General features: G+C 70.7%; 22 protein-coding genes. 19 read left to right on the top strand and 3 right to left on the bottom strand.

The features are described 5' to 3' along the window. Positions 1 to 18 precede the first annotated feature (18 nt). The 12 genes from G3I54_RS08165 (at position 19) to G3I54_RS08110 (ending at position 15264) form a co-directional block, all read left to right on the top strand. On the top strand, positions 19 to 1005 hold the full coding sequence (locus G3I54_RS08165) for a fatty acid desaturase (RefSeq protein ID WP_164612515.1): 987 nt from the start codon (positions 19 to 21) through the stop codon (positions 1003 to 1005). After that, positions 1002 to 1703, top strand: coding sequence for a thioesterase (locus G3I54_RS08160; RefSeq protein ID WP_164612513.1), 702 nt, complete (start codon positions 1002 to 1004; stop codon positions 1701 to 1703). The genes G3I54_RS08165 and G3I54_RS08160 overlap by 4 nt, the downstream gene beginning before the upstream one ends. 186 nt (positions 1704 to 1889) lie before the next feature. Beyond that, entirely contained in the window at positions 1890 to 3104 is a 1215-nt protein-coding gene (hemA, locus tag G3I54_RS08155) for a 5-aminolevulinate synthase (RefSeq protein WP_164612511.1), read from the top strand. 32 nt (positions 3105 to 3136) lie between these two features. Continuing rightward, entirely contained in the window at positions 3137 to 4009 is an 873-nt protein-coding gene (locus G3I54_RS08150) for a TauD/TfdA family dioxygenase (RefSeq protein ID WP_164612509.1), read from the top strand. Further along, positions 3997 to 4965, top strand: coding sequence for a 3-oxoacyl-[acyl-carrier-protein] synthase III C-terminal domain-containing protein (locus tag G3I54_RS08145; RefSeq protein WP_164612507.1), 969 nt, complete (start codon positions 3997 to 3999; stop codon positions 4963 to 4965). The genes G3I54_RS08150 and G3I54_RS08145 overlap by 13 nt, the downstream gene beginning before the upstream one ends. A 13-nt stretch (positions 4966 to 4978) precedes the next feature. Beyond that, a complete protein-coding gene (locus G3I54_RS08140; protein WP_239144281.1) occupies positions 4979 to 6205 on the top strand; it encodes an ATP-grasp domain-containing protein in 1227 nt (408 codons plus the stop codon). Next, positions 6202 to 8154: a phenylacetate--CoA ligase family protein gene (locus G3I54_RS08135; RefSeq protein ID WP_164612505.1), complete on the top strand. Its 1953-nt coding sequence runs from the start codon at positions 6202 to 6204 to the stop codon at positions 8152 to 8154. The genes G3I54_RS08140 and G3I54_RS08135 overlap by 4 nt, the downstream gene beginning before the upstream one ends. Continuing rightward, a complete protein-coding gene (locus tag G3I54_RS08130) occupies positions 8154 to 9557 on the top strand; it encodes a hypothetical protein (RefSeq protein ID WP_164612502.1) in 1404 nt (467 codons plus the stop codon). The genes G3I54_RS08135 and G3I54_RS08130 overlap by 1 nt, the downstream gene beginning before the upstream one ends. After that, entirely contained in the window at positions 9554 to 10909 is a 1356-nt protein-coding gene (locus G3I54_RS08125; RefSeq protein ID WP_164612500.1) for an MFS transporter, read from the top strand. Before G3I54_RS08130 ends, G3I54_RS08125 begins: the two co-directional genes overlap by 4 nt. A 92-nt stretch (positions 10910 to 11001) precedes the next feature. Beyond that, positions 11002 to 11622 (top strand): hypothetical protein, encoded by a 621-nt coding sequence (locus tag G3I54_RS08120; RefSeq protein ID WP_164612498.1) that lies wholly within the window; start codon positions 11002 to 11004, stop codon positions 11620 to 11622. Between the two features lie 142 nt (positions 11623 to 11764). Then, on the top strand, positions 11765 to 11944 hold the full coding sequence (locus tag G3I54_RS08115; protein WP_164612497.1) for a hypothetical protein: 180 nt from the start codon (positions 11765 to 11767) through the stop codon (positions 11942 to 11944). A 140-nt stretch (positions 11945 to 12084) separates the two neighbouring features. Continuing rightward, entirely contained in the window at positions 12085 to 15264 is a 3180-nt protein-coding gene (locus tag G3I54_RS08110) for a BTAD domain-containing putative transcriptional regulator (RefSeq protein ID WP_164612495.1), read from the top strand. 122 nt (positions 15265 to 15386) lie between these two features. Here G3I54_RS08110 and G3I54_RS08105 read toward each other — a convergent pair whose 3' ends face one another. Both G3I54_RS08105 and G3I54_RS08100 read right to left on the bottom strand, forming a co-directional pair. Then, the gene (locus G3I54_RS08105) at positions 15387 to 16073 is read right to left on the bottom strand and encodes an HAD-IB family hydrolase (RefSeq protein ID WP_164612493.1); all 687 of its coding nucleotides are present in this window, start codon (positions 16071 to 16073) and stop codon (positions 15387 to 15389) included. 128 nt (positions 16074 to 16201) lie between these two features. After that, a complete protein-coding gene (locus tag G3I54_RS08100; protein ID WP_164612491.1) occupies positions 16202 to 16579 on the bottom strand; it encodes a helix-turn-helix domain-containing protein in 378 nt (125 codons plus the stop codon). A gap of 112 nt (positions 16580 to 16691) precedes the next feature. On the opposite strand from G3I54_RS08100, the gene G3I54_RS08095 reads away from it, so the two are divergent. Continuing rightward, positions 16692 to 17954, top strand: coding sequence for an MFS transporter (locus G3I54_RS08095; RefSeq protein ID WP_164612489.1), 1263 nt, complete (start codon positions 16692 to 16694; stop codon positions 17952 to 17954). 47 nt (positions 17955 to 18001) lie between these two features. Here the strand turns inward: G3I54_RS08095 and G3I54_RS08090 are convergent, their stop codons facing one another. Continuing rightward, entirely contained in the window at positions 18002 to 18649 is a 648-nt protein-coding gene (locus G3I54_RS08090) for a ScbR family autoregulator-binding transcription factor (RefSeq protein ID WP_343240287.1), read from the bottom strand. A gap of 173 nt (positions 18650 to 18822) precedes the next feature. Between G3I54_RS08090 and G3I54_RS39975 the strand changes: the two genes are divergently transcribed. The 6 genes from G3I54_RS39975 (at position 18823) to G3I54_RS08060 (ending at position 25031) form a co-directional block, all read left to right on the top strand. Beyond that, positions 18823 to 19815 (top strand): ScbA/BarX family gamma-butyrolactone biosynthesis protein, encoded by a 993-nt coding sequence (locus G3I54_RS39975; protein ID WP_164612487.1) that lies wholly within the window; start codon positions 18823 to 18825, stop codon positions 19813 to 19815. Between the two features lie 20 nt (positions 19816 to 19835). Then, a complete protein-coding gene (locus G3I54_RS08080; protein WP_164612485.1) occupies positions 19836 to 20960 on the top strand; it encodes an oxidoreductase in 1125 nt (374 codons plus the stop codon). Positions 20961 to 21177: 217 nt separating this feature from the next. Further along, complete coding sequence (locus G3I54_RS08075) at positions 21178 to 21798, top strand: TetR/AcrR family transcriptional regulator (protein ID WP_164612483.1); 621 nt, start codon at positions 21178 to 21180, stop codon at positions 21796 to 21798. Positions 21799 to 21917: 119 nt separating this feature from the next. Beyond that, complete coding sequence (locus G3I54_RS08070; protein ID WP_164612481.1) at positions 21918 to 22952, top strand: LysR family transcriptional regulator; 1035 nt, start codon at positions 21918 to 21920, stop codon at positions 22950 to 22952. 459 nt (positions 22953 to 23411) lie between these two features. After that, positions 23412 to 24401: a nitronate monooxygenase gene (locus G3I54_RS08065; RefSeq protein WP_203685650.1), complete on the top strand. Its 990-nt coding sequence runs from the start codon at positions 23412 to 23414 to the stop codon at positions 24399 to 24401. A 39-nt stretch (positions 24402 to 24440) separates the two neighbouring features. Beyond that, positions 24441 to 25031, top strand: coding sequence for an antibiotic biosynthesis monooxygenase (locus tag G3I54_RS08060; protein WP_164612479.1), 591 nt, complete (start codon positions 24441 to 24443; stop codon positions 25029 to 25031). Positions 25032 to 25059 lie beyond the last annotated feature (28 nt).

Below are 25059 nucleotides of genomic sequence, written 5' to 3'. Positions count from 1 at the left end.
GCACCATGGGGGATTTCCATGCTTTCGTCACCACCGGGCGCTCATCTCGGCCTGCCCGAGACCGCCTACAAGAGGGGCTACCGCAACCCGTCGCAGCTGCGCGACGCGATCGCCGAGGCGCATACGACCCGGCTGTGGCGGACCACCGGCACCGCCGTCCTGGACCACCTGAGCGTCGTGGTCCTGCTGCTCGCGGCCACCTCGCCGGCCGTCCGCGACGCCGGCTGGTGGGCGCTCGCCCTCGCGCTCCCCGTCGCCGTCCTCCTGGCTGCGCGCCAGCTGCGCGCGCTCGAATGCCTGGTCCACGAGGCGTCCCACTTCAACTGGAGCCGGCGCCACCGCACGGCGGGCGACATCCTGGCCACCGTGCTGGCCGGGGCGCCGACCGGCGCGCGGATCGCCGACTACCGGACGAGCCATCTGCTGCACCACGGACGCTTCGGCACCGCCGAGGACCCCGACCGCACCCGTTACGAGGAACTCGACCTCGAGAACCTCGACCGCTCGGGCGTCCTGCCGTACACCCTCGGCATGATCCGGCGGTTCGGCGCCTACCAGCGCGGCTGGCTGGAATCCATGGGATCCGCGCCCCTCACCACCGCCCTGCCCTTCCTGTGGTGCGCCCTGGTCCTCGTGCTGCCCGCCCAGCTCATGGGCGGCGCCGGCTGGGCGCTCGCCGCCGGACTCGGCTGGCTCGCCACCCACCTCGTCGGACTGCCCGCCCTGCGCTTCGTCGGCGAGGCCAACGAGCACGTCTACCGCGAGGCCGACACCGTCTTCGGCGGCACGGTCAGCAACATCGGCCTCCGCCAGCGGCTGCTCTTCCACCCGCACGGCGACGGCTTCCACACGGTCCACCACCTGTGGCCCGGCGTACCGCACCACCGGATCGCCCGGCTGCACCGCGAACTCCTCGCCCACGACGAGCCGTACCGCACCACGATCCGCTACCGCACCCGCGTCCTGGAACAGCCCCGCACGGGCCTGCCGCAGGAGGCCGTGTGACCACCCGGCTGATCTGTCTGCCGTACGCGGGAGCGGGTGCGGGCGTCTACCGGCGCTGGAAGGCGCTCTCCACCCCGGACCTGACCGCCGTACCGATCCAACTCCCGGGCCGCGAGGAGGAGTTCGGCCAGCCCTTCTACCCCACCTTCGAGGCGGCCGTGCACGGCACGGCCGACCGGGTCCTCGCCGCGGTCGGCTCCGGGCCCTTCGCCGTCTTCGGCCACAGCTTCGGAGGAGCCCTGGCCCACGGCGTCACCCGTGAACTGGTGGCCCGGGGCGGCCCCCGGCCCCGCCGTCTGATCGTCAGCGGTACGGTCAGCCCGCGCCACCGCAGCCCGCTGCCGATCTCCGCCACCGACGACGCACAGGCCGTGGCGGACCTGTGCTCGGTCACCGGCCAGAGCCTCACCGGCGACCTGGCCCCGCTGCTCGACCCCGAACTGCGCACCCTGCTGCTCCCGGCCCTGCGCGCCGACGTCACCCTGCTGGCCCCGGACCCGGACCGGGGACCGGAACCGCTGCCCGTGCCCCTGACCGCGATCCGCGGCACGGACGACGTCCTGGCGCCCACCGAACCCTGGCTGGACTGGGCCGCCTACACCTCGCAGCCGTTCCGCGCCGTCGACCGGCCGGGCGGACACATGTATCTCGCCGACGACTGGGACGCGGCCTGGCGGACCGTACGCGAGCTGATCTGAAGCCCGCCCGACGCGCCCGACGCGCCCTCCGGCCCCTCCGCGACGCCCCCCGCCCCCGCCCCGTACAGGGCGGGGGCGTTCTCGGTACCGGCGGGGGAAGCGGACGGGACCGAGGGGGGAAGAGGCCCCTGCACGCTGTTTTCACGCCCCGGAGGACAGACCCGGGAGGAACAGCGAAGGGAAACCATGGCCGCGTCATCGCTCGTCGCCCGCTCCCCGGCCGCTTTCAGCAGGCTCGGCGCCGAGCTCGAAAAGCTCAGGAGCGCCGGGCTCTACCGGGAGTTCACCCCCTGCTCCTACATCGCCCACGACCGCGGGCACGCCATGCACGACGGCCGCCGGATCCAGGTCTGGTGCACCAACGACTACCTGGGCATGAGCCAACACCCCGAGGTGATGGAGGCGCAGATCACCTCCACCGTCGAGCACGGCGTCGGCAACGGCGGCTCCCGCAACATCGCCGGGACCAGTGAGACGCACGCCCGGCTGGAGCGGGAGCTGGCCGAGTGGCACGGCAAGGAACGCGCGCTGGTCTTCAACAGCGGGTACGTCGCCAACTTCGAGACGCTGAGCGTCCTGCTGAAGGCGCTGCCGGACACCGTGGTCCTCTCCGACGAGCTGAACCACCGGTCGCTGATCGAGGGCATCCGCGCGACCAAGAACACCCGGCACGTGTTCGCCCACAGCGACCTGGCCGCCCTGGAGGAGCTGCTCGCCGGCTACCCCCTGGAACGGCCCAAGCTGATCGTCTTCGAGTCCGTGTACTCGATGGACGGGGACATCGCGCCCATCCGCGAGATCTGCGACCTCGCGGAGCGCTACAACGCCCTCACCTATCTGGACGAGACCCACGCCATCGGGGTCAACGGACCGACCGGGGCGGGCATCTGCGAGGAGATCGGCGAGCACCGCGCGACCTTCGTGCAGGGGGTGTTCGGCAAGGCCGTGGGCACCACCGGAGGCTATGTCGCCGGGCCGGACGACGCCCTGGACTACGTACGCTCCCACGCCCCCGGCTTCATCTTCACCACCACCATCCCGCGCTCCAGCCTGGACGCCACCGTGCGCAGCCTGGACATCATCGGCGGCGACACCGGCCGGCTGCTGCGCAAGACGCTGCGGGAGAACGCCGACCGCATGCGCGCCGAACTGGCCCGGCGCGACATCGACTTCATCACCGCCCCGACCCATCTCGTGCCCATCATCGTGCCGGGCGGCGAACGGGTGAAACAGGTCTCCCGACGACTTCTCGACGAGTTCGGCATCTACGTCCAGCCCGTCAACTACCCCTCCGTGGCGAAGGGAAGCGAACGCTTCCGGGTCACGGTCCAGCCCTTCCGGACCCCCGAGCAGATCGAGGGCTTCGCCGAGGCGCTGCACACCTGCCTCGCCGCCACGTGAAACCGCTGTCCGAGGAAAGGAACACCTTCACCATGTCTACGACCACCCCTGTACAGGTCGAGCAGCTCACGCCGTTCATCGGCTCGGTGATGCTCGGCGTCACCTACGACGACCTGAAGCGCGACGAGGTGTGGCAGACCCTCGTCGACATCGTCCACCAGCGTGAGCTGGTGGTGGTGCGGGGCCTGCGCATCACCCCCGAGCAGCAGGTCGAGCTCGCGGGCCGGCTGGGCACGCCGAAGCCCTTCCTGATGGCGAAGTACCGCCACCCCGAGTTCCCGGAGATCATGATCTCCTCCAACGCCACCCGCGCCGAGAAGCCGATCGGCGTGGCCCGCGTCGGCAACTTCTGGCACCAGGACTCCACGTACCAGCAGAACCCGGCCCCGTACACGATGCTGCACGGGGTGCAGGTGCCCAGCACCAGCGGCCACACGCTGTACGCCAGCGCCTGCGACGTGTACGACCGGCTGCCCGAGGAGTGGAAGCAGCGGATCGCCGACCGCACCGCCCTGCACACCGTGAACAAGCGGCAGCGCATCGGCAGCGAGCATGTCGGGCTGTCCATCGCCGAGTTCCGGGCGCTCGTCGACCAGGAGTACCCGAAGGTCGAGCACCCGCTGGTGAAGCGCGACCCGGCCAGCGGTCGCCAGTACCTCTACGGCGCCCCGGAGTACATGGACTCCGTCATCGGGTTCGACGCCAACGAGAACGCCGAGTTCTTCGCGCTGCTGGACAGCCTCATCCAGGACCCGGACCGGGTCTACACCCACCGCTGGACCACCGACGACCTGGTGGTCTGGAAGACGGAGACGACCTACCACGCGGCCACCGCGGTGGCGCCGGACGCCGTCCGCACCGTGCACCGGGTGAGCATCGATGCGGCCGAGCCGTGGGAGGCATAGTCGACTTCGCGGTGAGCTTCCCGTCCGCGACGGCCGACATCCACGCGATGCACCGCGCCTCGGGTGTCCCCGTCGCGGACATCGCCAGGATCACCCACACCGAGAGCTTCCCGGTGCTGGGCGACGGCGAGCCGGCCTGGGAGCTGGCGGTGCGGGCCGCCCGTACGGTGCTGGACCGTACGGCGGCCCCGCCGCACCGGATCCGGCAGGTCCTCTACGCCGGATCCGGTGCCTGGGACCGGCCCTTCTGGTCGCCGGCCGCCAAGGTCGCCGACCGGCTGGGCATCGGCGACGCGCACTGCTTCGAGGTGGCGAACTTCTGCAACGCGGGGGCGGCGGCCCTGTGGCTGGCCGCCCAGAACCCGGCGCTCGGGCCCGGGGAGTACGCGCTCGTGCTGGTCGGGGACAGGCTCAGCACGATGGTGGACCACGCGGATCCGGCGTCCAAGGGCCTGTTCAACTTCGGCGACGCGGCCGCCGCACTGCTGCTGGCGGCCGACGGCGACGCCGCCACCACCTTCCGGGTCCTGCACTCCGCGATGCGCACCGACCCCAGCTGGTCCGACTACTACCAGGGCGAGATCCGGAACGACCGGGTCGTCATCCGGCGCGGCCCGCACCGCTCAGGCCTGGCGGACGCCTATGTCCGCACCTTCACCGATCTCGTCCGGCAGACCCTGAAGGAACTGGGCCGGGACATCGACGACGTCGACCGGCTGCTGATCAACCAGGGCGACCGCACCATGCACGAACGGCTGCTGGACGAGCTCGGCGTCCCGGCGTCCCGCAGCGTCTTCAACTACCACCGGTTCGGCCACATGGGCGGGGCCGACCCCTTCATCGCCCTGCGCGACCTCAGCGACGACGGACTTCTGAGCTCCGGCGACCTCATCCTGCTGGCCACCAGCGGCATGGGTTTCAGCTGGGGGATCACCGCCCTCGAACACCAAGGATGAGAGCCGTGCGCCCATGAGTACGCCCTTGAAGATTCTTGTCATCCATCAGGTTCCGTACCAGAAGATCTCGTACGACCGGGGCATCGACCACGACGTGCACCACGTCACCTACATCGGCCGCGCCACGGCGATGGAGAACCTCCCCGACACCCTGCGGTGCGAGCGCGTCGTGCTCGGCGACGACGAGGACCTGGTCGCCGGGATCACCGCGCGCACCGGCCCGGCCGACGGCTTCGACAAGGTGCTGGCCCTGTCCGAGTTCGGGATCCTCGAAGCCACCCGGGTCCGACAGCACCTGGGGCTGCCCGGCCCCTCCGAGGAGCGGATCCGGCTGGTACGGGACAAGGTCCTGATGAAGGAGGCCCTGCGCGGTTCCGGGATCCGGCTGCCGCGCTTCGTGGACGCGCCGCCGTCCCGCGGCCCGCTGCCGTGGCAGGGCCGGACCGTGGTCAAGCCCCGGCAGGGCGCGTCCAGCGAGAACGTGATGATCTTCGACAGCGCCCGTGAGGCCCTCGGCGCGTACCGCGGGCTGCCCGAGCCGCACGACTACCAGATCGAGGAGTACGTCGAGGGCGAACTCCACCACGCCGACGGGCTCGTCACGGACGGCGTCCTGACCGATCTGGTGGTCAGCCGGTACGTCAACAAGCCCGCCGAGTACCTCGACGGCAGCCCGCTCGGATCACACCAGATCCACCGCACCGAGGAGCACTGGCAGTTCACCTCCCGGGTCGTCGAGGCGCTGGGCATCACCGAGGGCTGCGTCCATCTGGAGTTCTTCACCACGGCCGACGGCGAGACCGTCTTCCTGGAGATCGCCAACCGGGTCGGCGGCGGCGGCATCGTCACCATGCACCACCGCCACACCGGGGTGCATCTGCCCAGCCACGAGATCGCCCTGCGCCTGGGGCTGCCCCGGCCCCGGCCGGACGCCGCCTCCGGGCTCCACCACGGCTGGGTGGCGCTGCCCGGACACCATCTGCCGGCCGGCAGCACGGTCCGCGTCGGGATACCCGACGAGCTGCGCGCCGATCCGTGCGTGGACCGGGTCCATCTGCTCGACCCCGGACGGCCGCTCCCCGACCACGTCACGTACCAGGAATGGGAGGTTCCGGTGTTCGTCGAGGCCTCGCACACCGATCCGGAGAAGCTCGGCGCCTTCCTGCGCACCTGCGCCCGGCGGATCACCCTGCACCACACCGCGCACCAGGAACCGGCCCGGGCGGAGGCGACCCTGTGAGGCACTACCCCACCGACCTGCTGCTCGCCGTCGAAGAGGCGGCGGCCCCGCTGACCGCACTGCTGCGGCGCGAGAAGCTCGACGCCCTCGTCCCCCTGCTGGACGGCGCACCGCTCGCCGAGGCGCTCGACGCACTGCTCGGCGGGCTCAGCCAGTACCCCTGGCAGCCCCTCGCCGACACCAACGACGTGTACGAACTCCGGCCCGCCGGCGCGGTCGTCCTCGACGACCAGCGGCCCGGCAACACCCTGCGCGGCCTGCTGTACGCCTGGGCCACCGGCAACACCGTGGTGATCCGCAGCAGCCGCCCCGCCCTGTGGCAGGAGGTGCTGGAGACCCTGCGCGGCACCGGTCTGCCGCTGCCCGAAGGCCGGGTCGCCGGCCCGGACGCGCCGGCCGACGGGCTACCGGTCACCGTGCCCGACCTGGTGCCCGTGCCCGGCGGCGAGCCGCTTCCCGCCTGGTGGGACGAGCAGCTGTACGCCCCGTCCGGCACCCCGGGCGAACCGGCCATCGGCCTCGCGGTCCCGGCCGCCGGCGACGGCCTCCCGGCGCCCGTCAGCGCCCTCGACGCCCGCGACGACTGGACGCGGAGCCTGCTGCGCCGGGTGTATCTGCCCGGCACCACGCTGGCCGCCGTCCGCAACGCCGACCCCGAGCGCACCGAGCGGCTCGACGCCAAGCTGCGCTATCTCCTCGGCACGGCCCGCCGCGCCCCGTACTACCGGGACCTGCCCCGGGTGCGCGGCACCGCGGAGCTGGACCGGCTCCCGGTGCTCACCAAGGACCTGCTCGAAGCGCACTCCCTGCCGCGCTCCGCCGACCTGTCCAGCGGCGCCCGCCCCAGCGGCGAGGTGCTGCGCAGCGGCGCCACCAGCGGCGAGCCCCGCTATGTCGTCTTCTCCCGCACCGACTGGGAGAACATGGTCCGCGAGGCGCTGCCCGTCCTGCGGGAGCTGGGCGTGCGCAACGGCGACCGGGTCGTCAACACCCTGATCGGCGGCAGCATGTACGGCGGGCTGCTGACCAGCGCGAGCGAGCTGACCCGGCTGCCGGTGGAGGCGTACTCCACCGGCCAGCAGATCACCGTCGACCTGCTGCTGAAGCTGGTCGACCACTTCGACGCCAACGTCCTGCTGGGCCAGCCCGCGCTGATCCTGCCGCTGCTGCGCGACGCGAAGAAGCAGCACCCGGGTCTGCGCATCGAGACGGTCATCTACGGCGGCACGGCGATGACCGAGTCCGACAAGGAGTGGCTGCGCACGGAGCTCGGCACCCGGAAGATCACCAGCATCCTCGCGGCCAACGACGGTGCCCAGCTCGGCTACCAGTGCGGTGAACTGGGCGGCACGCTGCACCATCTCAACGACGACTACAACCTCATCGAGGTCGTCGACGAGGAGGGCCGGCCGCTGCCCGACGGCGAGAGCGGGGAACTGCTCGTCACCAGCCTGCAGAAGTTCGAGGGCCCGCTGATCCGCTACCGGATCGGGGATGTCGGACGGATCGTCGAACGGGACTGCGCCTGCGGCGTGTCCGGCCGCGTCCTGGAGTACCTGGGCCGCTCCGACGGACTGCTCCGGTTCAAGTCCTGCACGGTCCACCACCACGAGGTCCTGGCGGCCCTGGAGACCTTCCAGGTCTCGCAGCTGCAGCTCGAACTGGTCACCCGGGAGCACCGGGAGACGCTGATTCTGCGCACCGAGTCCCCGGAGCCGCTGGACGAGGCCCGCGTACGCGCCCATCTGACCAGCACGCTTCCGGCCCTGAGCGACGAGCAGCTGTACGACGACAGCCTGTCCGCCTTCGAGCTGGTCGTCGAGTGCCTGGCCGAGGGGGAGCTGCCCCGGAACCCGGTCAGCGCCAAGATCCGCCCGGTCATCGACCACCGCGTGGCACAGCCCGGCCCCACCACCTCCCCCTCCCGACGACGGACGCCGCAAGGATGATGACGACCATCGCGACCACCCAGACACCGGCCCGCACCACGGAGCTCCTGGACCGGGAACTCGCCCGCCCCGGCAGCGAACTGGCGCAGATCGACCTCAACAGCGGCCGGTTCGAGCGGCTGCACACCTTCGGCGTCCCCCGCCTCTCCCGGCCCCTGCTGCTGGGGGCCGGCGAGATACGCGCGCTCGGCGAGGACCTGATGATCCTGGTCGGCCTGCTCACCACCGCGCATCTGCGGCTCTTCGACGGCGACCCCCGGCGGCTCGCCACGGAGCTCGGCATTCCCGAGGTGCAGGCCCGGATGATGTGCCGCCCCCGGACCCGGCCCGCGCCGCCCTTCGGGCGCATCGACGCCTACCACGACGGCGAGTCGCTGAAGGTCCTGGAGGTGAACGCCTCCAGCGACGCGGGCGGCGCCCACTGGGTGAGCGAACTCCCGGAGGCCTTGCGGGAGTTCCCGCGGTTCCGGGAGTTCGCCGGCACGCACGGCCTGCGGCACACGGACACCGTGGGCATGCTGGCAGACGCCCTGCGGGAGGTGGCCGCACCGGTCACCTCCGGCCACGACCCGGTGGTGGCGGTCCTCGAAGGTCCGGGCGGGCTCGCGGAGTACGGCGACGCGTGGCGCCCCCTGACGGAGGCGCTGCGGCTGCGGGGTCTCGACTGCCACCTCGGCGAGATCACCGACGTGGCCTTCCGCGACGGCCGGGTGCTGCTCGGGGACGTACCGGTGGACGTGGTCTTCCGGGTGTTCTCGCTGGACCAGGTCACCGCGGACGCCGAGAACACGGAGAAGACCGAACGCCTCCTCGAGGCCCACGAGGACGGCCGGGTGGCCCTGTGGATCACCCCGCAGGCCGGGGACAACAAACGCTTCCTCGCCCACCTCTCCGACCCCCGGCTGCGCGGCCACCTCAGCGACGAGGAGCGGCGCGTCGTGGACCGCAGGCTGCCCTGGACCCGCGCCCTGCCCGACGAGGCGGCCCTGGACGGGGACCGGGAGCTGGCCGGGCAGCTGCGCGACGAGCGCGAGCGCCTCATCCTCAAGCCCGACACCGGCTTCGGCGGCCAGGGCATCGTCCGGGGCTGGGAGAGCGACGACGACGCGTGGTGGCGGGCGCTGCGCGCGGCGGCGGCCGGGGGAGCGGTGGTGCAGCGGCGCGTCGTACCCCGCGCCGAGCGGCTGTACGACCCGGCCACCGGGCGCACCGCGGACTGGGAGGCCTGTTGGGGGATGTTCTACCTGCCCTCCGGATACGCGGGCGGCGGCGGCCGGCTCGTCCCCGTGGGCGCCCCCTCCGACATCCCTCTGGAACAGCGGCGCGTCGCCGGACTGTTCCTCTGCCCCGACGACGCGACGGGCGCGCCGACCGCGACCGTCGCGGGAGGTGCCACCCGATGACATCCGACGTGCTCGACCCCTCTCCCCCCACGAAGAAGCAGCGCCACCGGCTGGGCCGTGACTACAACTTCCAGGTGTCGGCCTACTCGGTCCAGACGCTGGGCGAAGGCGTCATCATCGCGACGCTGCCGCTGCTCGCCAGCAAGATCACCGAGGATCCCCGGCTGATCTCCTGGGTGAGCGTGGCCCATGAGCTGCCCTGGCTGCTGCTGGCCCTGCCCTGCGGTGTGCTGGTGGACCGCTTCGACCGCCGCAGGCTGATGCTCCGCACCCAGGCCGCCCAGGGCGGGCTGCTGTTCTGCTTCGCGATGCTCGCGTCCTTCGGGTTCGTCCAGCTGTGGATGGTGTATCTGCTGGCGTTCCTGCTGTGCACCGGCGACATCCTGTTCACCGGCGCCAGCCGGGCGATGATCCCCAACCTGGTGCCGCGCAGCCGGCTGGAGACCGCCAACGGGCGGATCGTGACCGCCGAGACGATCGGCAAGCAGTTCGCCGGACCGCCGCTGGGCACCGCGCTGTTCGCCTTCGCCCTGCCGCTGCCGCTGTGGTTCAACGCGATCACCTATCTGGCCTCGCTGCTGCTCCTGATGAGGATCAACGGCGCGAACGGCCGGTTCCAGCCGGAGCGCCCGGACCTGGAGAAGGGCCGGGAGCGGCCGAAGCTGCTGGCCGAGGCGACGGAGGGGCTGCGCTATGTGATGCGGCACCGGGTGCTCGGCGTGATCGTGGCGATGGCCGCCGTCTCCAACTTCGGTGCGCTGATGGCCCTGTCGATCCAGGTGCTCTTCGCCCAGCAGGTCCTGGGCGTCGGGGACATGGGGTACGGACTGCTGCTGGCCGCCATGGCGACCGGCGGGGTGGCGGGCGCGCTCGTCAGCGAGCGGATCGTCCGGTGGCTCGGGGCGCGGAAGGTGGCCGTCACCGTCTCGCTCGGCAGCTCGCTCAGCCTGATGGCCATCGGGCTGATCGGCCGTCAGCCCTGGGTGGTCGTGCTGCTGTTCTGCGTCTGGTCCGCCGGTCTCGCGGTGTGGAACGTGATGGCGGCATCCGTCAGCCAGCGCCTCACCCCGGACGACCTGCGCGGCAGGGTCAGCGCCGGTTCGCGCATGGTCTGCTTCGGGGCGCTGCCGCTGGGGGCCTTCGTCGGCGGGTTCGTCGCCGCCGAGTTCGGCCTGGCCGCGCCCTGGATCGCCGGGGGCGCCGTCCACCTCGCCGCCACGATCCTGCTGGCCCCCGCCATCCTGCGCTGGCCGGACGAGGCCGTCGGCGCCGTACCGGAGGAGGGCCCCGGGGAGCCGGGGCCGACGACGCACGAGGCGCCGGACACCGGGGCGGGGAGCGGACAGCCGTGATCCCGTGTCAGAACTCCGGACCGCTCATGGAAGCCGTACGTTCCCAGCGGCGCGGGCACGCCGAAGCACCGCCGCCAAAGGGGGAGTTCAGCGTGAGCACGCTCTCCCTGGACGGCCGGCATCTCACCCTCGGCGTCACGGCCCGGCGGCCCGCCGGATACGTACATCCGGCGCCGCTGCCCGATCCGGACCGGGCCGCCGCCGAGGAGCAGTCCCACGCCCTGCTGCGGCGGGCGGGCCATCGCACGGGGCCCGTACATGTCGAGTTCGTGAACACATCCGGCGGGCCCGTGCCGGTACGGGCCGGGCCCGGGCACGGCGGCGCCAGGATCCCGTTCCTGATCGAACTCTCCCGGGGCGTCGTGCTGTCCCGGGACGGGAACGGGGGCCCGTGGCACGACGAGCCCGCCCGGCTGCCGCCCCCGTACCGCTGTGCGGAGATCGGCTTCTTCCGGGTGCCGACGGGCCGGCTGTGGTCCGTCGCGGGGCTCGACAGCATCAGCGTCCTGCCGTACGTGCACGCGGTCCGCTTCCCGTTCGGGACCGGTGCGGTGGTGCCCCCGGCGGCCGACGACGGCGCAACGGCCGACACCGGACACGGCTATGTGGTGGTCACCGGCGGCTCGCCGCGGGAGACCGCCCGGCGGGTGGGCCATGTCCGCACGCTGCTCCGCACGGACGTACGCCCTGGCAGGGAGCCCGACGCCCGGTAGGCGGGCCGGCGGCGGACCCGACGCGTCGGGCACCGGTCGATCATGGTGGGGCGCCGGGTGTCGAGAAGGGAACGGAACGGGAACGGCGCCCGGCAGTCTTCCTCCTGCGAAGCACGACCGACACCCACAGGGGGAACAGAAAATGCGCGGTACCACCGGATTCGCAGGGCTCGTAGCACTCGCCGCGGCAGCGGTGCTCATCTGGGGCGGCGCCGCCCCGTTCGGCGCGGAGGCGACGGACGCCCGGTCGGCTTCCTCGACCCAGGCGGCCGCGGCGGCCGGTGACGACGGCAAGCTGGAGGACAACAAGGGCAACGGCTGAGCGGCCCGGCCCTCGCCTCCGGCCCCGTGCGCCCCCTCGCGCGCCCCAACCCTGCTCGGTCGAGGCGCGGTTGACACAACACCGGTGCGGCTCGATCCTCACGTTGGATGGTACGTATCTGCGGGGGGCAGCACATCACCATGGGCGAAAGAGCACGCACGGGGACGCTCACGAAGCCGACTTTCCAGATCCTCGGCGCCCTGAAGGGGTGGCAGGGCGAGCATCCGCTACGGCTGGGCGGGCGGCTGCGCGAACGTACGCTGACGATGCTGCTGCTCGAAGCCGACCGCGTCATCCCGGTGCACCGGCTGGTGGCCGCCGGCTGGGACGACGAGCCGCCCAGCAGCGCCGCTCACCAGGTGCGGAAGGCCATAGCCGAGCTGCGGCAGAACATCCCGTACGGCCCCGAGACCATCGTCACCGACGGGCCCGGCTACCGGGCCTGCGTCACCCCGGAGCAGGTCGACCTCGGCCGGTATCTGGCCCTGCTGGGGCAGGCCCGGGAGGCGAAGGCGCGGGGCGAGTCCGCCACCACCGCCGACTGCCTCCACCAGGCCCTCGAACTCTGGCGCGGCCCCGTCCTGGCGGGCGAGGGCGGCCCGGTGATCAACGGCGCTTCGGCGGCCCTGGAGGAGCAGCATCTCGGCGCCACGGAGCAGCTGTTCGAGCTGCGGCTGGACGCCGGCAAGGACGCCGAGATCATCGGCGCGCTGCGCACCCTGGTCCAGCGGCATCCGCTGCGCGAGACCCTGCGCCGCCAGCTGATGCTGGCGCTCTACCGCACCGGTCAGCAGGCGGAGGCGCTGGAGGAGTACGGGCGCGCCCGGACACTGCTGGCCGAGGAGTTCGGCATCGACCCCAGCGCCGAGCTGTGCGGTCTGTACGAGCGCATCCTGCGGCAGAGCCCGGACCTCGCCCCGCTCCGCCACCCGGCGGCCGTACCGCCCGCGCCCGCGCCGAAGGAACCGGCGGAGACGGCCGGACCGGCGGGGACGCCGAGGACGGCGGGCACCGGGGGAAGACCGGGGACGGCGGGCACCGCGGGAAGACCGGGGACGGCGGGCCACCCGGGCTACACGAGGTCCGCGGGGCCGGTGGCCGTGGAGGCCGACGAGCCCAACACCCTGCCCTACGGCCTGCAGGACTTCTCCGGGCGGGCCACCGAGCTCGACTGGATCCGGGACGCCGCGGAGCGCACCCGGGGGCAGTCGGCCCATATCGTCGCCATCGACGGCATGGGCGGCAGCGGCAAGACCGCGCTGGCGGCGCGCGCGGCCTGGCAGCTCGCCGAGTGGTATCCGGACGGTCAACTGTTCATCGACCTCCGGGGGTTCACCCCGGGCCAGGAACCGCTCTCCCCGTCGGCCGCCCACGAGGCGCTGCTGGCCATGGCCGGGGTGTCGGGCACGGAACTGCCGGCGACCGCCGCGGGCCGGGCCGCGCTGTGGCAGTCGGTCACCCGGCGGCGCAGACTCGTCGTCGTCCTCGACAACGCCGCCGACTCCGAGCAGGTGCGCTCCCTCATCCCGTCCTCGCCGCACTGCCTCACCCTGATCACCAGCCGCCCCCGCCTGGTCGACCTGGACGCCGTCGAGTGGCTCTCCCTCGACGTACTGCCCGAGCAGGACGGCATCGAGCTGATCAAACGGATCGTCGGGGCCGGGCGGGTCGACCGCGAGCCGGACGCCGTGATCGAACTCGTACGGCTGTGCGGCCGCCTCCCGCTGGCGATCCGCATCGCCGCCGGACGGCTCCGCAACCGCACCAACTGGACGGTGCGGCGGCTCGTCGAACGGCTCAACGACGACGCACGGCGGCTGGCCGAGCTCAGCTCCGGCGGCCGCAGCGTGGCCGGGGTGCTGCGCCTGTCGTACGACTCCATGCCGCCGGAACAGCGCACCGGTCTGCGCCTGCTGAGCCTGCACCCGGGCCGGGTGATCGGGACCGAGGACGCGGCGGCGCTGCTCGGCACGGGCACCGAGGACGCCGAGCAGCTGATGGAAGCCCTCACGGACGCGCATCTGCTCCAGGAGAACCGGCCGGGCTGGTACACCCTCCACGATCTCGTCCGTAGTTTCGCGGGCGGCCTGTCCGACGAGAGCACCGCGGCGGAGGACGCCGCGGCGACCCGGCGGCTGCTCGACCACTACGTCCACACGGCGGAACGGGCCAACGCCACCCTCTTCCCGGAGCGGGTCCCCTACGGCGACTTCCTGCCCCCGGGCCGCTCGCTGCACCCCGGCTTCGGCAGCAGGGACGACGCGCTGGCCTGGCTGGACCTGCACCGCGACGACCTGCTCGCCGCGGTCGAGGTCGCCCACGCGCACGGGCTGCCGCGCCATGCGGCCACCCTGCCGCGCGAGCTGGGCTTCCACTCCGACATCAGGAACTACCCGCGCATGGCCTGCACCGCCTACCGCAGGGCGGTCGACGCCTCACGGGAGCTGGAGGACGTCGCCCTGCTGCGGCTCAACCTCACCAACCTGGCCATGCACCTGTGGCCGCTGGGCCGCTTCCGGGAGAGCGTGGCCTGCCTGGAGGAGGCCAGGGGCCTCGCCCGGGAGCTCCGCGACGAACGCGCCGAAGCGGCGTGCCTGGGCGGTCTGGGGCAGAACTACAACAGCCTCGGAGACTTCCCCTCCGCGCTCCGCCACACCGAGGAGGCGGCCCGGATGGAGGCGCGGCTCGGCCTGGTCCGGGGCCTGGCCTCGTCGCTGAACATCCTGAGCTCCGTCCGCCTGCGCACCGGCCGGTTCATCGAGGCCGCGGAGGCCGCCGAGGAATCCATCAAGATCTTCGAGGCGACCGGAGAGACCCACAACTCCGCCCTCGGCCTCACCCACCTGGCCCTCGCCCGCACCGCGCTGGGCAACCCGGAGGAGGCGGTGCAGCTGCTCACGGCCGCCCAGGACCTCTGCGAACAGGTGCACAGCCCCGCCAACACGGCGTTCGTCCTGGCCTGCACCGCCGATGTCATGACCCTGCTCAACAGGGCGGACGCGGCACTCACCCTGATCGACCGCGCCCGGGCCCTGGTGCAACAGGCGGATGTGGCCGTACGACAGGCGGCGGTGATGAACGCCGCGGGCCGGGTCCACCGCGCCCTGGGCGAACCGACGGAAGCCCTCCGCCACCACCGGCAGGCCCGGGACCTCTCGGCCGGCATCGGCTTCCGCTTCGAGGAAGCACTCGCCCTGGACGGCATGGCCAAGGCCCACGCACAGGCACAGGAACCCACTGAGGCCGCCGACTGCCGACACCGGGCGGACGCGCTGTTCGAGGCGATGGGCGTACCGGAGGGCTCACGCACCCTGTTCTGAGCCCCAGCGGCACTCGATGTTCTGAGACCCAGCGGCATTCGATGGCACAGGAGTGGTGCGGTCGGTCCGATGGCGACTGCTCCGGACGTGCAGGTCGTGGTGGTGCTCCAGCGTGCGCCACGTCATTCGTGTGCCGCCTGGGCGCGTTCCGCCAGGTAGGCGCGCAACCGGGGGTTTCCTCCCACGCCGCGGGGGTTGCCGACGCAGTCCATCATCGGGATGTCGGAGGGATGGTCTCCGTAGGCATAGCAAGTCTCGGGGCCGAGGTGAGGGTGTTCGGCGAGGACGCGCAGCACGGCGGCACGCTTGCCCTCTCCGATCATGGTTGATGCCATGTCGCCGGTGAGGGTGCCCCGGTGGATGACGGGTTCGCTGCTCAGGAGGCGCGTCGCGTTCACCGCGCTGCTGATAGGGGTCAGGCAGGGAGCGAAGGACCCGCTGATCAGAATGATGTCGGCGCCTTGTTCCCGGTGGCGGCGCAGCGCGTCAAGAGTCTCGTCGATGAAGAAGCCGGGTTGTGCCGTGCGTTGCTCGTACCAGGCCCGGCCGAGGTCGGTGAGTCGCTGGACGGAGTAGCCGGCCCAGGCGGTCCGGTAGTAGGCGCGGTTGACGTCTTCCCGGGCCGCACCGGCTGCGGACATCGCGTCGAGGTGGGCGCGGGTGGCACGGTACAGCGTTTCGCCTTCGGTGCCGTGGAGTCGCACCAGTGCGAAGTGCAGGAAGTCGAACATGCTCTTGCACGAGATGAGCGTCTCGTCGACGTCGCTGAACACCAGATACGTCGGTTCAGTACGTGCGCTGCTGCCCATGGTGGTCCCGCCCCTTTCGTTCTCGGCAGCACGCCCAGTGGGGAGCTGTGCGCCGCGGTCCGGATCCGGCCGAGTATCCCGCCCCGGAGCGGGCCCCTTCGCTCGGCTGCGTGAGAGATCCGGTCCTGTCAGACCTGGTGAGTCGAGTCGGCGACGAGTTCCAGCAGACCGGGGAAGCGCGCGGCGAGATCGTCGATACGGACGTGGCTGCGGCGTTCCAGGCCGTACTGGCGCTGGCGTGTGATCCCAGCCTCGCGCAGCGCCTTGAAGTGGTGGGTCAGCGATGACTTGGGGCGGTCGAAGCCGAACCAGCCGCAGGTGTGATCGAACTCTTCGGACTCAAGCAGCAGCTTGCGGACGATCGTCAGACGCAGTGGATCGCTGAGGGCACCGAGGACGGTTTCCAGGCGCAGCTCCTCCACGCTCGGCTCCGGGAGAGGTTCGGGCAGGTCAGGGGGTGCGGGAAGCAGTTGGAAAGTCGGCGTGGCGGTCAGACGCTCGGGCATAGGCGGGACCTCATAACGTGATTCCTATGTACGACTTCAATCGTACTGCATGCTAAGTTCGACTGGACTCGTACTGTCGCTGGATCGGCAGGAATGACCGGGAGGAACTGTCATGTCCGAGACTCGGACCACGTCCGTCCACGCTGTTGATGGGAGGCGAGACGTAGCCGGCGAGCCCACCGGCGAGACGCCTGTGGCGCCGCTGTGGTGGGTGTGGCTGGCCGCCTGGCCGGTCACCGCCGTCTTCGTGCTCTCCAACGCCGCGACTCCGTTGTATGTGCTGTGGCAGCGGGACATCGGGTTCTCCAAAGGCACACTGACCGTGGTGTTCGCCTTCTACATCGTGGGGCTCATCGGCTCGCTGCTCGTTTCCGGCGTGGTCTCCGACCGGCTCGGCCGTAAGCCGGTCCTGCTGCCGGCTCTCGGGCTCGCCCTCGCCGCCTGCCTGATCTTCGCGACCGCCACCAGCGTGCCCGCGCTGATCGTGGCCCGGCTGTTCACCGGGATCGCGGTAGGCGCCGTCGTCTCCGCGGGTATGGCTGCGGTGACGGATGTCGCGGGACCCGCGCGCAAGCGGATCGCCGCCCTGCTCGCCTCCTGCGCGATGGTTTTCGGAGCCGGTCTCGGCCCGCTGCTCGCCGGCGTGCTCTCCGAGACGGCGCCCGCGCCGACCGTGACCGTCTTCGCCGTCGAGGCCGTACTCCTGGCCACCGCGGTACTCGCGGTCCTGCGGATGCCGGTGCGCCGTCCTGAGGCGCGGGCCAAGGGCGCCTGGGTGCGAGTGCCCGGCGTGCCGCACGGCAACAGGCGTCAACTCATTCTGGGCATCGCGGTGTTCGCCCCCGGCATCACCGCCACGTCCTTCGTGCTTTCGCTGGGCCCCTCGCTACTGTCCGGGCTGCTCGGCACCACCAGCCGCATCATTGCCGGCGCCATGGCGTTCGTGATGTTCCTGGCCGCCACCGGCGTGCAGTTCGCCGTGCAGCGCCTGAGCAGGCGCACCATCCTCACCGCCGGAGCGGTGAGTACCACACTCAGCATGGTCACGCTGATCATCGCCGTGCACACCTCGACGGTGGCCGTTCTCGTCCTGGCCGCGCTGTTGGCCGGTGCGGGTCAGGGCATGGGCCAGCTCGGGGGACTGTCGCTGCTCAACTCCAGTGTGCCGCCGCGACGTCTGGCCGAGGCCAACGCCGCCCTCAACGTGGGCGGCTACATCCCCGCCGGCCTTCTGCCCGTCTCGGCCGGTTACCTCAGTGACGCCGTGGGGCTGACCAATGGCGCCACCATCTTCGGTATCGTCCTGCTGACCTTGGCGGTCGCCGGCGGTCTGATCGTGCGCGCCACGCGGCGTCACATCACCGATCCCGCCTGAAGGGGCGTCGGATCGAGCGGACCCCGGACCAGCGGACCGGGGGTCGCTCAGTCCGCTTTGATGGCCGCGAAAAGCAGGCCGCCCAGCTCTCGCCAGCGCTGCACCACGTCAGCGCGGCCGCTGAGGACATCGGATACATGCTGGGAACCGAAGAACGCTGAAACCAGGGCACGTGCGGCCGCGGTCGGATCGACCCCGGGGCGAAGCTCACCCGCCTCCCGTGCGGCGGTCAGCAGCGACTCGAGGAGCGACACCCAGTCGACGTAGGGGGTGGGCAACTCCGCGTCGATCTGGGGACGTTCGATCTGCAGCCGCGCCCCGGCCTGCACGATCACGTCATTCTGGAACGCCGCCGCGGCTCGCTCGAGCATGCAAGCGGCGGTGTCGGCCGGGCCGAGCCCTTCAGCGGTGACCTCTTCCAGAAGTTTCGGCCAACGCGCGTAGTGTGCCTCCACGATCGCGACGGCCAGTGCTTCCTTGGTCGGGAAGTGGAAATACACCGCCCCTTTGGTCATCTCCACGAGTTCGGCCACGTCTCTGACCGATGTCTGACGGAAACCCCGTTTCGTGAAGAGTTCCGCGGCTCCCATCAGAACCCGTGCCTGGGTCTTGACTGCGCGTTCCTGCTTGGGCTCGGCGGCTCTCCGGACGGCGATGCTTTTGGTCGCGAAGACACTGACTTGAGGCTCTGGCACGAGGGGTTCCCTCTGATCCTGATTTGTCGATGCGCTGTGGCTTCAGGTGGCGTAGCGGACCACAGAGCTTCCTATTATACCTTCCGAAAGGGATGTTTTAGCGGTCGCCCTGTACCGCGCCGGGACCTTGCGGTGGGCGCGGCCACCTCGGCGGCCAAGAGAGGAAGCCACTCGTGATAGCTACGCCTGGAACTGACGCACATTTCAGGCAACCTGGTCCGGATTCGCACTGGCGGAGGCTGAACTATGAAAAATGGGTACCGCGTGAGTCCGTTCACAAGGCGGATGACGCAGAGGTACTGCTGACTGATGCCGCCCACCTGGGCGGCGAACGGTATGCGATCGCTGCCGCATGGCGCCGTGACCACTACCTGGCGCACCACGGAAGGCCGACCGCTGATCCCGTGCTGCTCGTGGAGACTGTGCGGCAAGCGGCGATCCACCTGTCTCACCGCTTCTTCGACGTTTCGCACGGCATGCCCTTTGTACTCGGAGGTGCCGGCGTCGACCTCGTCGGAACGCTGCCCTCCCTCAGCACTGCTCCACTCAGCGTGGGCCTTGTAGTCAACTGCCGCCACCCCGGCGCAGACGCCCGCCGACTGCGTCTGGAACTCGAGGGTGACGTCTGGGCGCAGCACAGGCACCTCGGGCGAGTGCGGCTGCGCTGGGAGCCTATGGAGCCCCAGCGCTACGCCTTGATACGGAGACGAGGCGGGCAAGGGGCCCCGACGGCGCCAACTGAGCCTGCTCCCCTCCACATTCCACTGACACCGGCCGACGTCGGCCACCTCGCCGAACGGGATGTACTGATAGCAGCCGATCCCGTGCGGGCGGACAGTTGGTGGTTGCGGCTCGACACCGAACACCCTGTCCTCTTCGACCACGAGTCCGACCACGTGCCGGGCATGGCACTCGTAGAGGCTTTCCGTCAGGCCAGTCGGATGATCGCGCCGAGCCCTCGAGCAGGAGCCGGCGAGGTGAGCCTGCTCGATGTGTCGTTCACCGCGTTCGGCGAGCTGAGCGCTCCCGTGTCGATTACCGCACACCCGATCGGCGATGGCGTGTTCGCCTTCAACGCGCGGCAGAACGGCCGAGAACTCGCTGACGCACGGATCCGCCGCGGAGCAGGTACCCCTGCCCCGGTACGAATAGAGACAGCATGCTGACCTCACCTCGGGGAGAGACCATGGCTGAGCATGCCCAGGCCGAGCAGGCCCGTCGCGATGACACGGGTGCGCGTGACCGGCTCCTGGACCTCGCTCAGCACGATGCGGCGGATGCCGATCTGCGGCGCGGCCTGGCACCGCAGGTCGCCGAAGGCATCGTCGCCGCGGGGTTCGCGCGCCACTTCGTCCCGACCAAGTGGCAGGGCGACGCCGGGAGTTTCTCACGCCTGATCGCAGACACCGCGGACGTGGCGGGAGCCTGTGCCTCGGCGGGGTGGTGCGCCGCGCTGTACGCGGCGCACGGCAGGCTCGCCGCTTATCTGCCGGAGCAAGGGCAGCGCGAACTGTGGGCGAACGGCCCCGATGTGCGGATCGCTGCCTCTATCGTTCCGGCACAAGGCCACGCCACGGAAGTATCCGGCGGCTGGCGGCTCGACGGGGAGTGGCGCACCGCCAGCGGCATCGAACACGCGGAGTGGGTTCTGCTCGCCTCATGGACTCCGGGCGATGACGGGGTTCAGCAGCATCGGATCTTCGCCGTGCCGCGGACGGCCATCAGGGTGCGTGACACATGGGATTCCGTTGGTCTGCGCGGCAGCGGCAGCAACAGCGTGCGGGCCGACGGTGTCGTAGTTCCGGCAGGGCGCTCTTTCACGCTGGACGCGCTGCTGCACCCGCTGCCGGGGGCAGCGCGCTGCCACCGTGTTCCCTATCCGATGGTCGCCGCGTCGATCTTCGCAGCTCCTGTGCTGGGCGCGGCGCGAGCGGCACTGCGGGCCTGGATCGAGGAGTGTCTCCCGGACGGCGCGAGCACACCCCGCCAGAAACTGCTTCTCGCCCAGGCCTCTGCCCAGATCCACGCCGCGGGCCTGCTCCTGAGCGATTCCGCGCAGCGTGCTGACGTATGCACGATTACCGCGGGAACGGTGGCCGAAGCCCGGCGCGATGCCGTGACCGCGGCAAGGCTGTGCCGGGACACCGTCGATGAGATCTTCCACGCTTCGGGCATGCGCGGACAGTCCCCGGACAGCCGGGTGCAACGAGCTTGGCGCGATGTCACGACAGCTGCCGGGCACGGGGCCCTCGACGTGGATGCAGCGGCTGAGGCATACGTCTCAGCCTTGTTCGACAGGGCGGATCGATGAGAGTGGTGAGGTCGCACAGGGTGTGCGGCTCTCCTCCGAGGGCACGGCTTCCTCCCCGATCGGCAAGGAGACACCGCAGACCGGCCGGCCCGTGAGGTTAGGTCTCCTGGGCCACCGAAGGCATTGAGCATGACGGAAATCCGTGGGGCGGAAAGCTCTGGAGAGCGCTCCGCCCCACGGCCCGCTCGTGCTTCCGTAGACGATGAAAGGCACGAAGATGGCCATACAGGACCGGGCGCGGCGTACCCGGGAAAAGGTCCTGGCCGCAGCGGCGGAGGAGTTCGCCGCACAGGGGTACAGCAGGGCCACGGTACATGCCGTCGCGGACCGCATGGGCATGACCAAGGGCGCGCTCTATGGGCACTTCCCGTCGAAGAAGTCGCTGGCCGGGGCTCTGATCGACGAGTCCAGACAGACGTGGGTGAGCCTGCGGGTCGATGACGACACTCCCAAGGCTGATGCCGGCCGTGTGCTCGAGGGCGTCGTCGTGGGATTCGCCGGACGGCTGCGGACGGACGTGCGGCTGCGCGCGACGGTCCGGCTCGCGTCCGAGTGTCCGGTTCTGGCCCAGGCACTGTCCGAAGTGCTGGTCGAGGTGGAGAGCGCCCTGGTGGAGTTGATCCGCCGGGCGCAGCGGGACGGTGGCTTCCCTGAGCACTCACCGCGCCTCGTGGCCCAATTGTTGATGATCATGATGCAGGGGCTGCTGCATGCCTCCCCGGGCAGGGGCGACGGCGGCCCCGAAGCCGAGGCAGTGGGGCGCCTGTTGTTCGCGGCGCTGTCGGCGAAAGTGACGCAGGAAGCGCCCGAAGAAGGCGAGGTCGTTTCAGGCTCGTAAAAACTTCCTTCTGGAAGGAATGTTCTGGCATGCTGCATCTCGGGGCCCGACTGGCTGACCTGCGGCCGGATGGGTTCATGCCCGCCACGGGGGCTGGGCGACGATGCATTGGAGGATGCATGAGCGTGCTGGACGAGTGGACGAGTCGTGCGCCCCGGGGCGCATCGGCCGCTTACAGCCCGGGCACATCCCAGAACGATGTCGTCCTGCGTGCGGTCTCGGATGCCCGCGATGTCGATGACTTCGACATGCGGCATCTGAGGTATTTCCTGACCGTAGTCCGCGCCGGCACTGTTTCGGCCGCTGCCCAGGAACTGCGCATTTCTCAACCCAGCCTCAGTCAACAGATAAGGCGTTTGGAGCAGCGAGTTGGTGCGGCTCTGTTCATTCGAAGCTCACGCGGCGTGGAACTCACCACTGGCGGCCGCGCGTTTTTGACAGAAATTCAGGGCATTCCGAGTCAGCTGCGTTCGGCTATCGCCGCCGTAGCGCCTGCACCGCGCATCTGGCCGGTCGGCGTGTGCGGCGGCGTTCCGGCGGATGTACTCACCGAGGTGCACTTGGGGCTGGTCGGGCCGCCTCCAAAGGGTGCGAAGGCCGACCGTGACACCGTTGCCAAGCTGCGGATGCGCTCGGTGAACACCACGGACCAGGGCGAGCTGCTCCGGCATGGCGAGATCGCCTTCGGCATCGTGCGTCTCCCGATCGAAACGCCTGATCTGGTCCGCGCTGTGGTCTGGGACGAGCCCCTCGGTGTCGTGATGGCCCGCGAGCACCCGCTGGCCCATCGCACCGAGCCGAGCTGGGACGACCTCTCCCGCCAACGCCTGCTGTGGTACGAGGACGGCTGCGCCCGGGGGTTCGCCGACTCGGTGCCCGCCCACCTGGCCCGGCTCGGCTGGAACTCGATGCTGCACCCTGTCGACCAGGACCAGCACGCCCTGTTCATGCACGCGCTGCAGACCTCCGTGGATCTCGTGGCCCTGCGTCCCCGGCGCGCAGTGCTGCAGGACCCGCATCTGGTGTGGCGACCGCTCCCCACCAGCAGGCCACCACGTGAGCGGCTCGCGGTTACCGCTGTCGTCGGCACTCGCAGCGCCCGCCTGCTGCAGCAGGTTGCCGATGAACGCGGCTGGAAGTTTTTCGCCCAGTAGCACCACCGCGTCCTCTTCGGCCGGTGGCCGGTCGCGAACACCGGACGTAGGCGCTGTCTTCGCTGAGCATCCGGAAGATATGGCGCGGCCACCATCCCAACGGTGGGCTTCACGCCCACGGCGACATGCCCCTCTCCGGTCGACCCACGCCCCGGACAGGGCGACTTCAGGCGTGTGCCCCGGGCTTCCTCATGCCCGGGGCACACGCCTTGTGCATTGCGTGTCAGCCAGCCGCCATAGGCGTTGGCCTATGACGATCACGCGGTTTACGTCTTGGACGTGAACCCGGCGACCTGGCTAATCTTTGAAACCGAAACAGGGCAGGATTCGCAGCGGAGTTGAGCCGCCACGCCCGTTGTTTCAGCCGCAGAGAATTCGATGAAGAATTCAACGGTTCCCCTCCTTCCTTTTGGCCGCGCATCGGCCGTATCAGTCAATGAAATGGACCAAGGGAGCATTGTGATCGCGACCAAGCTGACGGAACTGCTCGGCATCGACCACCCGGTCGTCTGCGCACCGATGGGTTCCGTGTCCGGCGGCCGGCTCACCGGTGCCGTGACCCGGGCGGGAGGCCTCGGCCTCGTCGGTGTCAGCTACGGAGACGCTGCTTTCATCGACGAGCACGTGGCTCAGGCCGCCGAGGGCGGCGGCGTCTGGGGCGTGGGATGCGTGATGTTCACCTTCGATGACCGACCCGGTCTGTGGGACAAGGTGCTCGATTACGCACCGCCGGTCATCGCCCTTTCCTTTGGTGATGCCGCGCAGGTCCAGAAGTACGTGAAATCCGCCGCCGACGCCGGCTCCCACGTCGTCGTCCAGGTTCACGACCCCGAGCAGGCCGCCATCGCCGTCGCGGCCGGGGCGAGCGTGCTCGTCGCACAGGGGGCCGAGGCCGGCGGACACCACCGCACCCAGGCCACACTGCCATTGATCCCGGCGGTCATCGAGGTGGCCGACGGCCGCGTCCCGGTGGTCGCGGCCGGCGGGTTCGCGGATGGCAGGGGCCTCGCGGCAGCTCTCGCCCTCGGCGCCGACGGCGTGATGATGGGCACCCGATTCGCTGCCGCCGAGGAGTCGCTGGCCACCGCCGGCTTCAAGTCCCATCTCGTTTCCGCGCGCACCGCGGACACCGTCAACACACACGCCTTCGACGTCGTGCGAGGCATCAACTGGCCCGCGGGGCACCCCGCGCGATCGGTGAGCAACGAGTTCACCCGCGCCTGGACCGGCAAGGATGCCGAACTCGCCGCGCGGCGCTCGTCGGTCGAACCCGCCTGGGTCGAGGCCGTCGCCCGCGACGACACCAGCCAGCGCGCCATGTTCGCCGGCGAAGTGCTCGACCTGATTCACGACATCAAGCCGGCCGCCGAGATCGTCCGAGGCGTCGTCTCCGAGGCCGAGGAAATCCTTTCCGGCCTCGCCCAGCGGATCGCTTCCCCGACCGCCTGAGCTCTCGCCCCTGAATTCCCTCACCGCAGAAGGACCCTCATGATCCACGTACTGACCCTGACGTACCTCGTTCCCCGCGAGACCGTGCTCGCGCACATGCCCGAGCACAAGGCCTGGCTGCGCGAGCACGGCGACCAGGGCCGCATTCTGCTCAGCGGGCCGCGGCCCGAGGGCGGCGCCGTCATCGTCACCGCCGACCTCGACGAGCTTCAGGTCCGCGACCTCATCGAGAGCGATCCGTGGCACAAGCTCGGCGTTGCCTCCTACGAGCAGCTCGCCTTCGAGGGCCGCAACGCGAGCCCCGGTGTGATCACCGCCGCAGAGCCGGACGACGGCGTCCTGCTCATCAATGTCGCCACCACCGAGGACGCGGCCGCCAGCGTCGCCTCGCTCGCCTCCGCGGTCGACCACGTCGCCGCCACCGCGGACGGATTCCGCGGCTCACGGTTGCTGACCAGCGTCGGCGGCGACGCCATCGTCAATTTCGCGGCGTGGGAGAACCAGGACAAGTTCGACGCGATCTTCAAGGATCCCGAATTCACCCGCCGCTACGAGGAGTTCGCCACCACCACGACCGGCGCCAAGTTCCGCCTGTACCGCACCAGCCGCGTCATCACGCCCAACCGATGACCGGCCCGCGCAATCGGCGGCACTCCGC

Origin of the sequence: Streptomyces sp. SID14515 (assembly GCF_010548505.1) — a bacterium.
Lineage (GTDB): Bacteria > Actinomycetota > Actinomycetes > Streptomycetales > Streptomycetaceae > Streptomyces > Streptomyces caviscabies.
The sequence above is the reverse complement of the archived record's forward strand: the minus strand, read 5'-3'. Positions and strand labels throughout refer to the sequence as shown.

What these genes read in the sequence shown, in the direction of transcription:
- G3I54_RS08165 (WP_164612515.1), top strand. Translation starts at nt 19, where the DNA reads ATGCTTTCGTCACCACCGGGCGCTCATCTCGGCCTGCCCGAGACCGCC.
- hemA (WP_164612511.1), top strand. Translation starts at nt 1,890, where the DNA reads ATGGCCGCGTCATCGCTCGTCGCCCGCTCCCCGGCCGCTTTCAGCAGG.
- G3I54_RS08150 (WP_164612509.1), top strand. Translation starts at nt 3,137, where the DNA reads ATGTCTACGACCACCCCTGTACAGGTCGAGCAGCTCACGCCGTTCATC.
- G3I54_RS08140 (WP_239144281.1), top strand. Translation starts at nt 4,979, where the DNA reads ATGAGTACGCCCTTGAAGATTCTTGTCATCCATCAGGTTCCGTACCAG.
- G3I54_RS08130 (WP_164612502.1), top strand. Translation starts at nt 8,154, where the DNA reads ATGACGACCATCGCGACCACCCAGACACCGGCCCGCACCACGGAGCTC.
- G3I54_RS08125 (WP_164612500.1), top strand. Translation starts at nt 9,554, where the DNA reads ATGACATCCGACGTGCTCGACCCCTCTCCCCCCACGAAGAAGCAGCGC.
- G3I54_RS08115 (WP_164612497.1), top strand. Translation starts at nt 11,765, where the DNA reads ATGCGCGGTACCACCGGATTCGCAGGGCTCGTAGCACTCGCCGCGGCA.
- G3I54_RS08110 (WP_164612495.1), top strand. Translation starts at nt 12,085, where the DNA reads ATGGGCGAAAGAGCACGCACGGGGACGCTCACGAAGCCGACTTTCCAG.
- G3I54_RS08105 (WP_164612493.1), bottom strand. Translation starts at nt 16,073, where the DNA reads ATGGGCAGCAGCGCACGTACTGAACCGACGTATCTGGTGTTCAGCGAC.
- G3I54_RS08100 (WP_164612491.1), bottom strand. Translation starts at nt 16,579, where the DNA reads ATGCCCGAGCGTCTGACCGCCACGCCGACTTTCCAACTGCTTCCCGCA.
- G3I54_RS08095 (WP_164612489.1), top strand. Translation starts at nt 16,692, where the DNA reads ATGTCCGAGACTCGGACCACGTCCGTCCACGCTGTTGATGGGAGGCGA.
- G3I54_RS08080 (WP_164612485.1), top strand. Translation starts at nt 19,836, where the DNA reads ATGGCTGAGCATGCCCAGGCCGAGCAGGCCCGTCGCGATGACACGGGT.
- G3I54_RS08075 (WP_164612483.1), top strand. Translation starts at nt 21,178, where the DNA reads ATGGCCATACAGGACCGGGCGCGGCGTACCCGGGAAAAGGTCCTGGCC.
- G3I54_RS08070 (WP_164612481.1), top strand. Translation starts at nt 21,918, where the DNA reads ATGAGCGTGCTGGACGAGTGGACGAGTCGTGCGCCCCGGGGCGCATCG.
- G3I54_RS08060 (WP_164612479.1), top strand. Translation starts at nt 24,441, where the DNA reads ATGATCCACGTACTGACCCTGACGTACCTCGTTCCCCGCGAGACCGTG.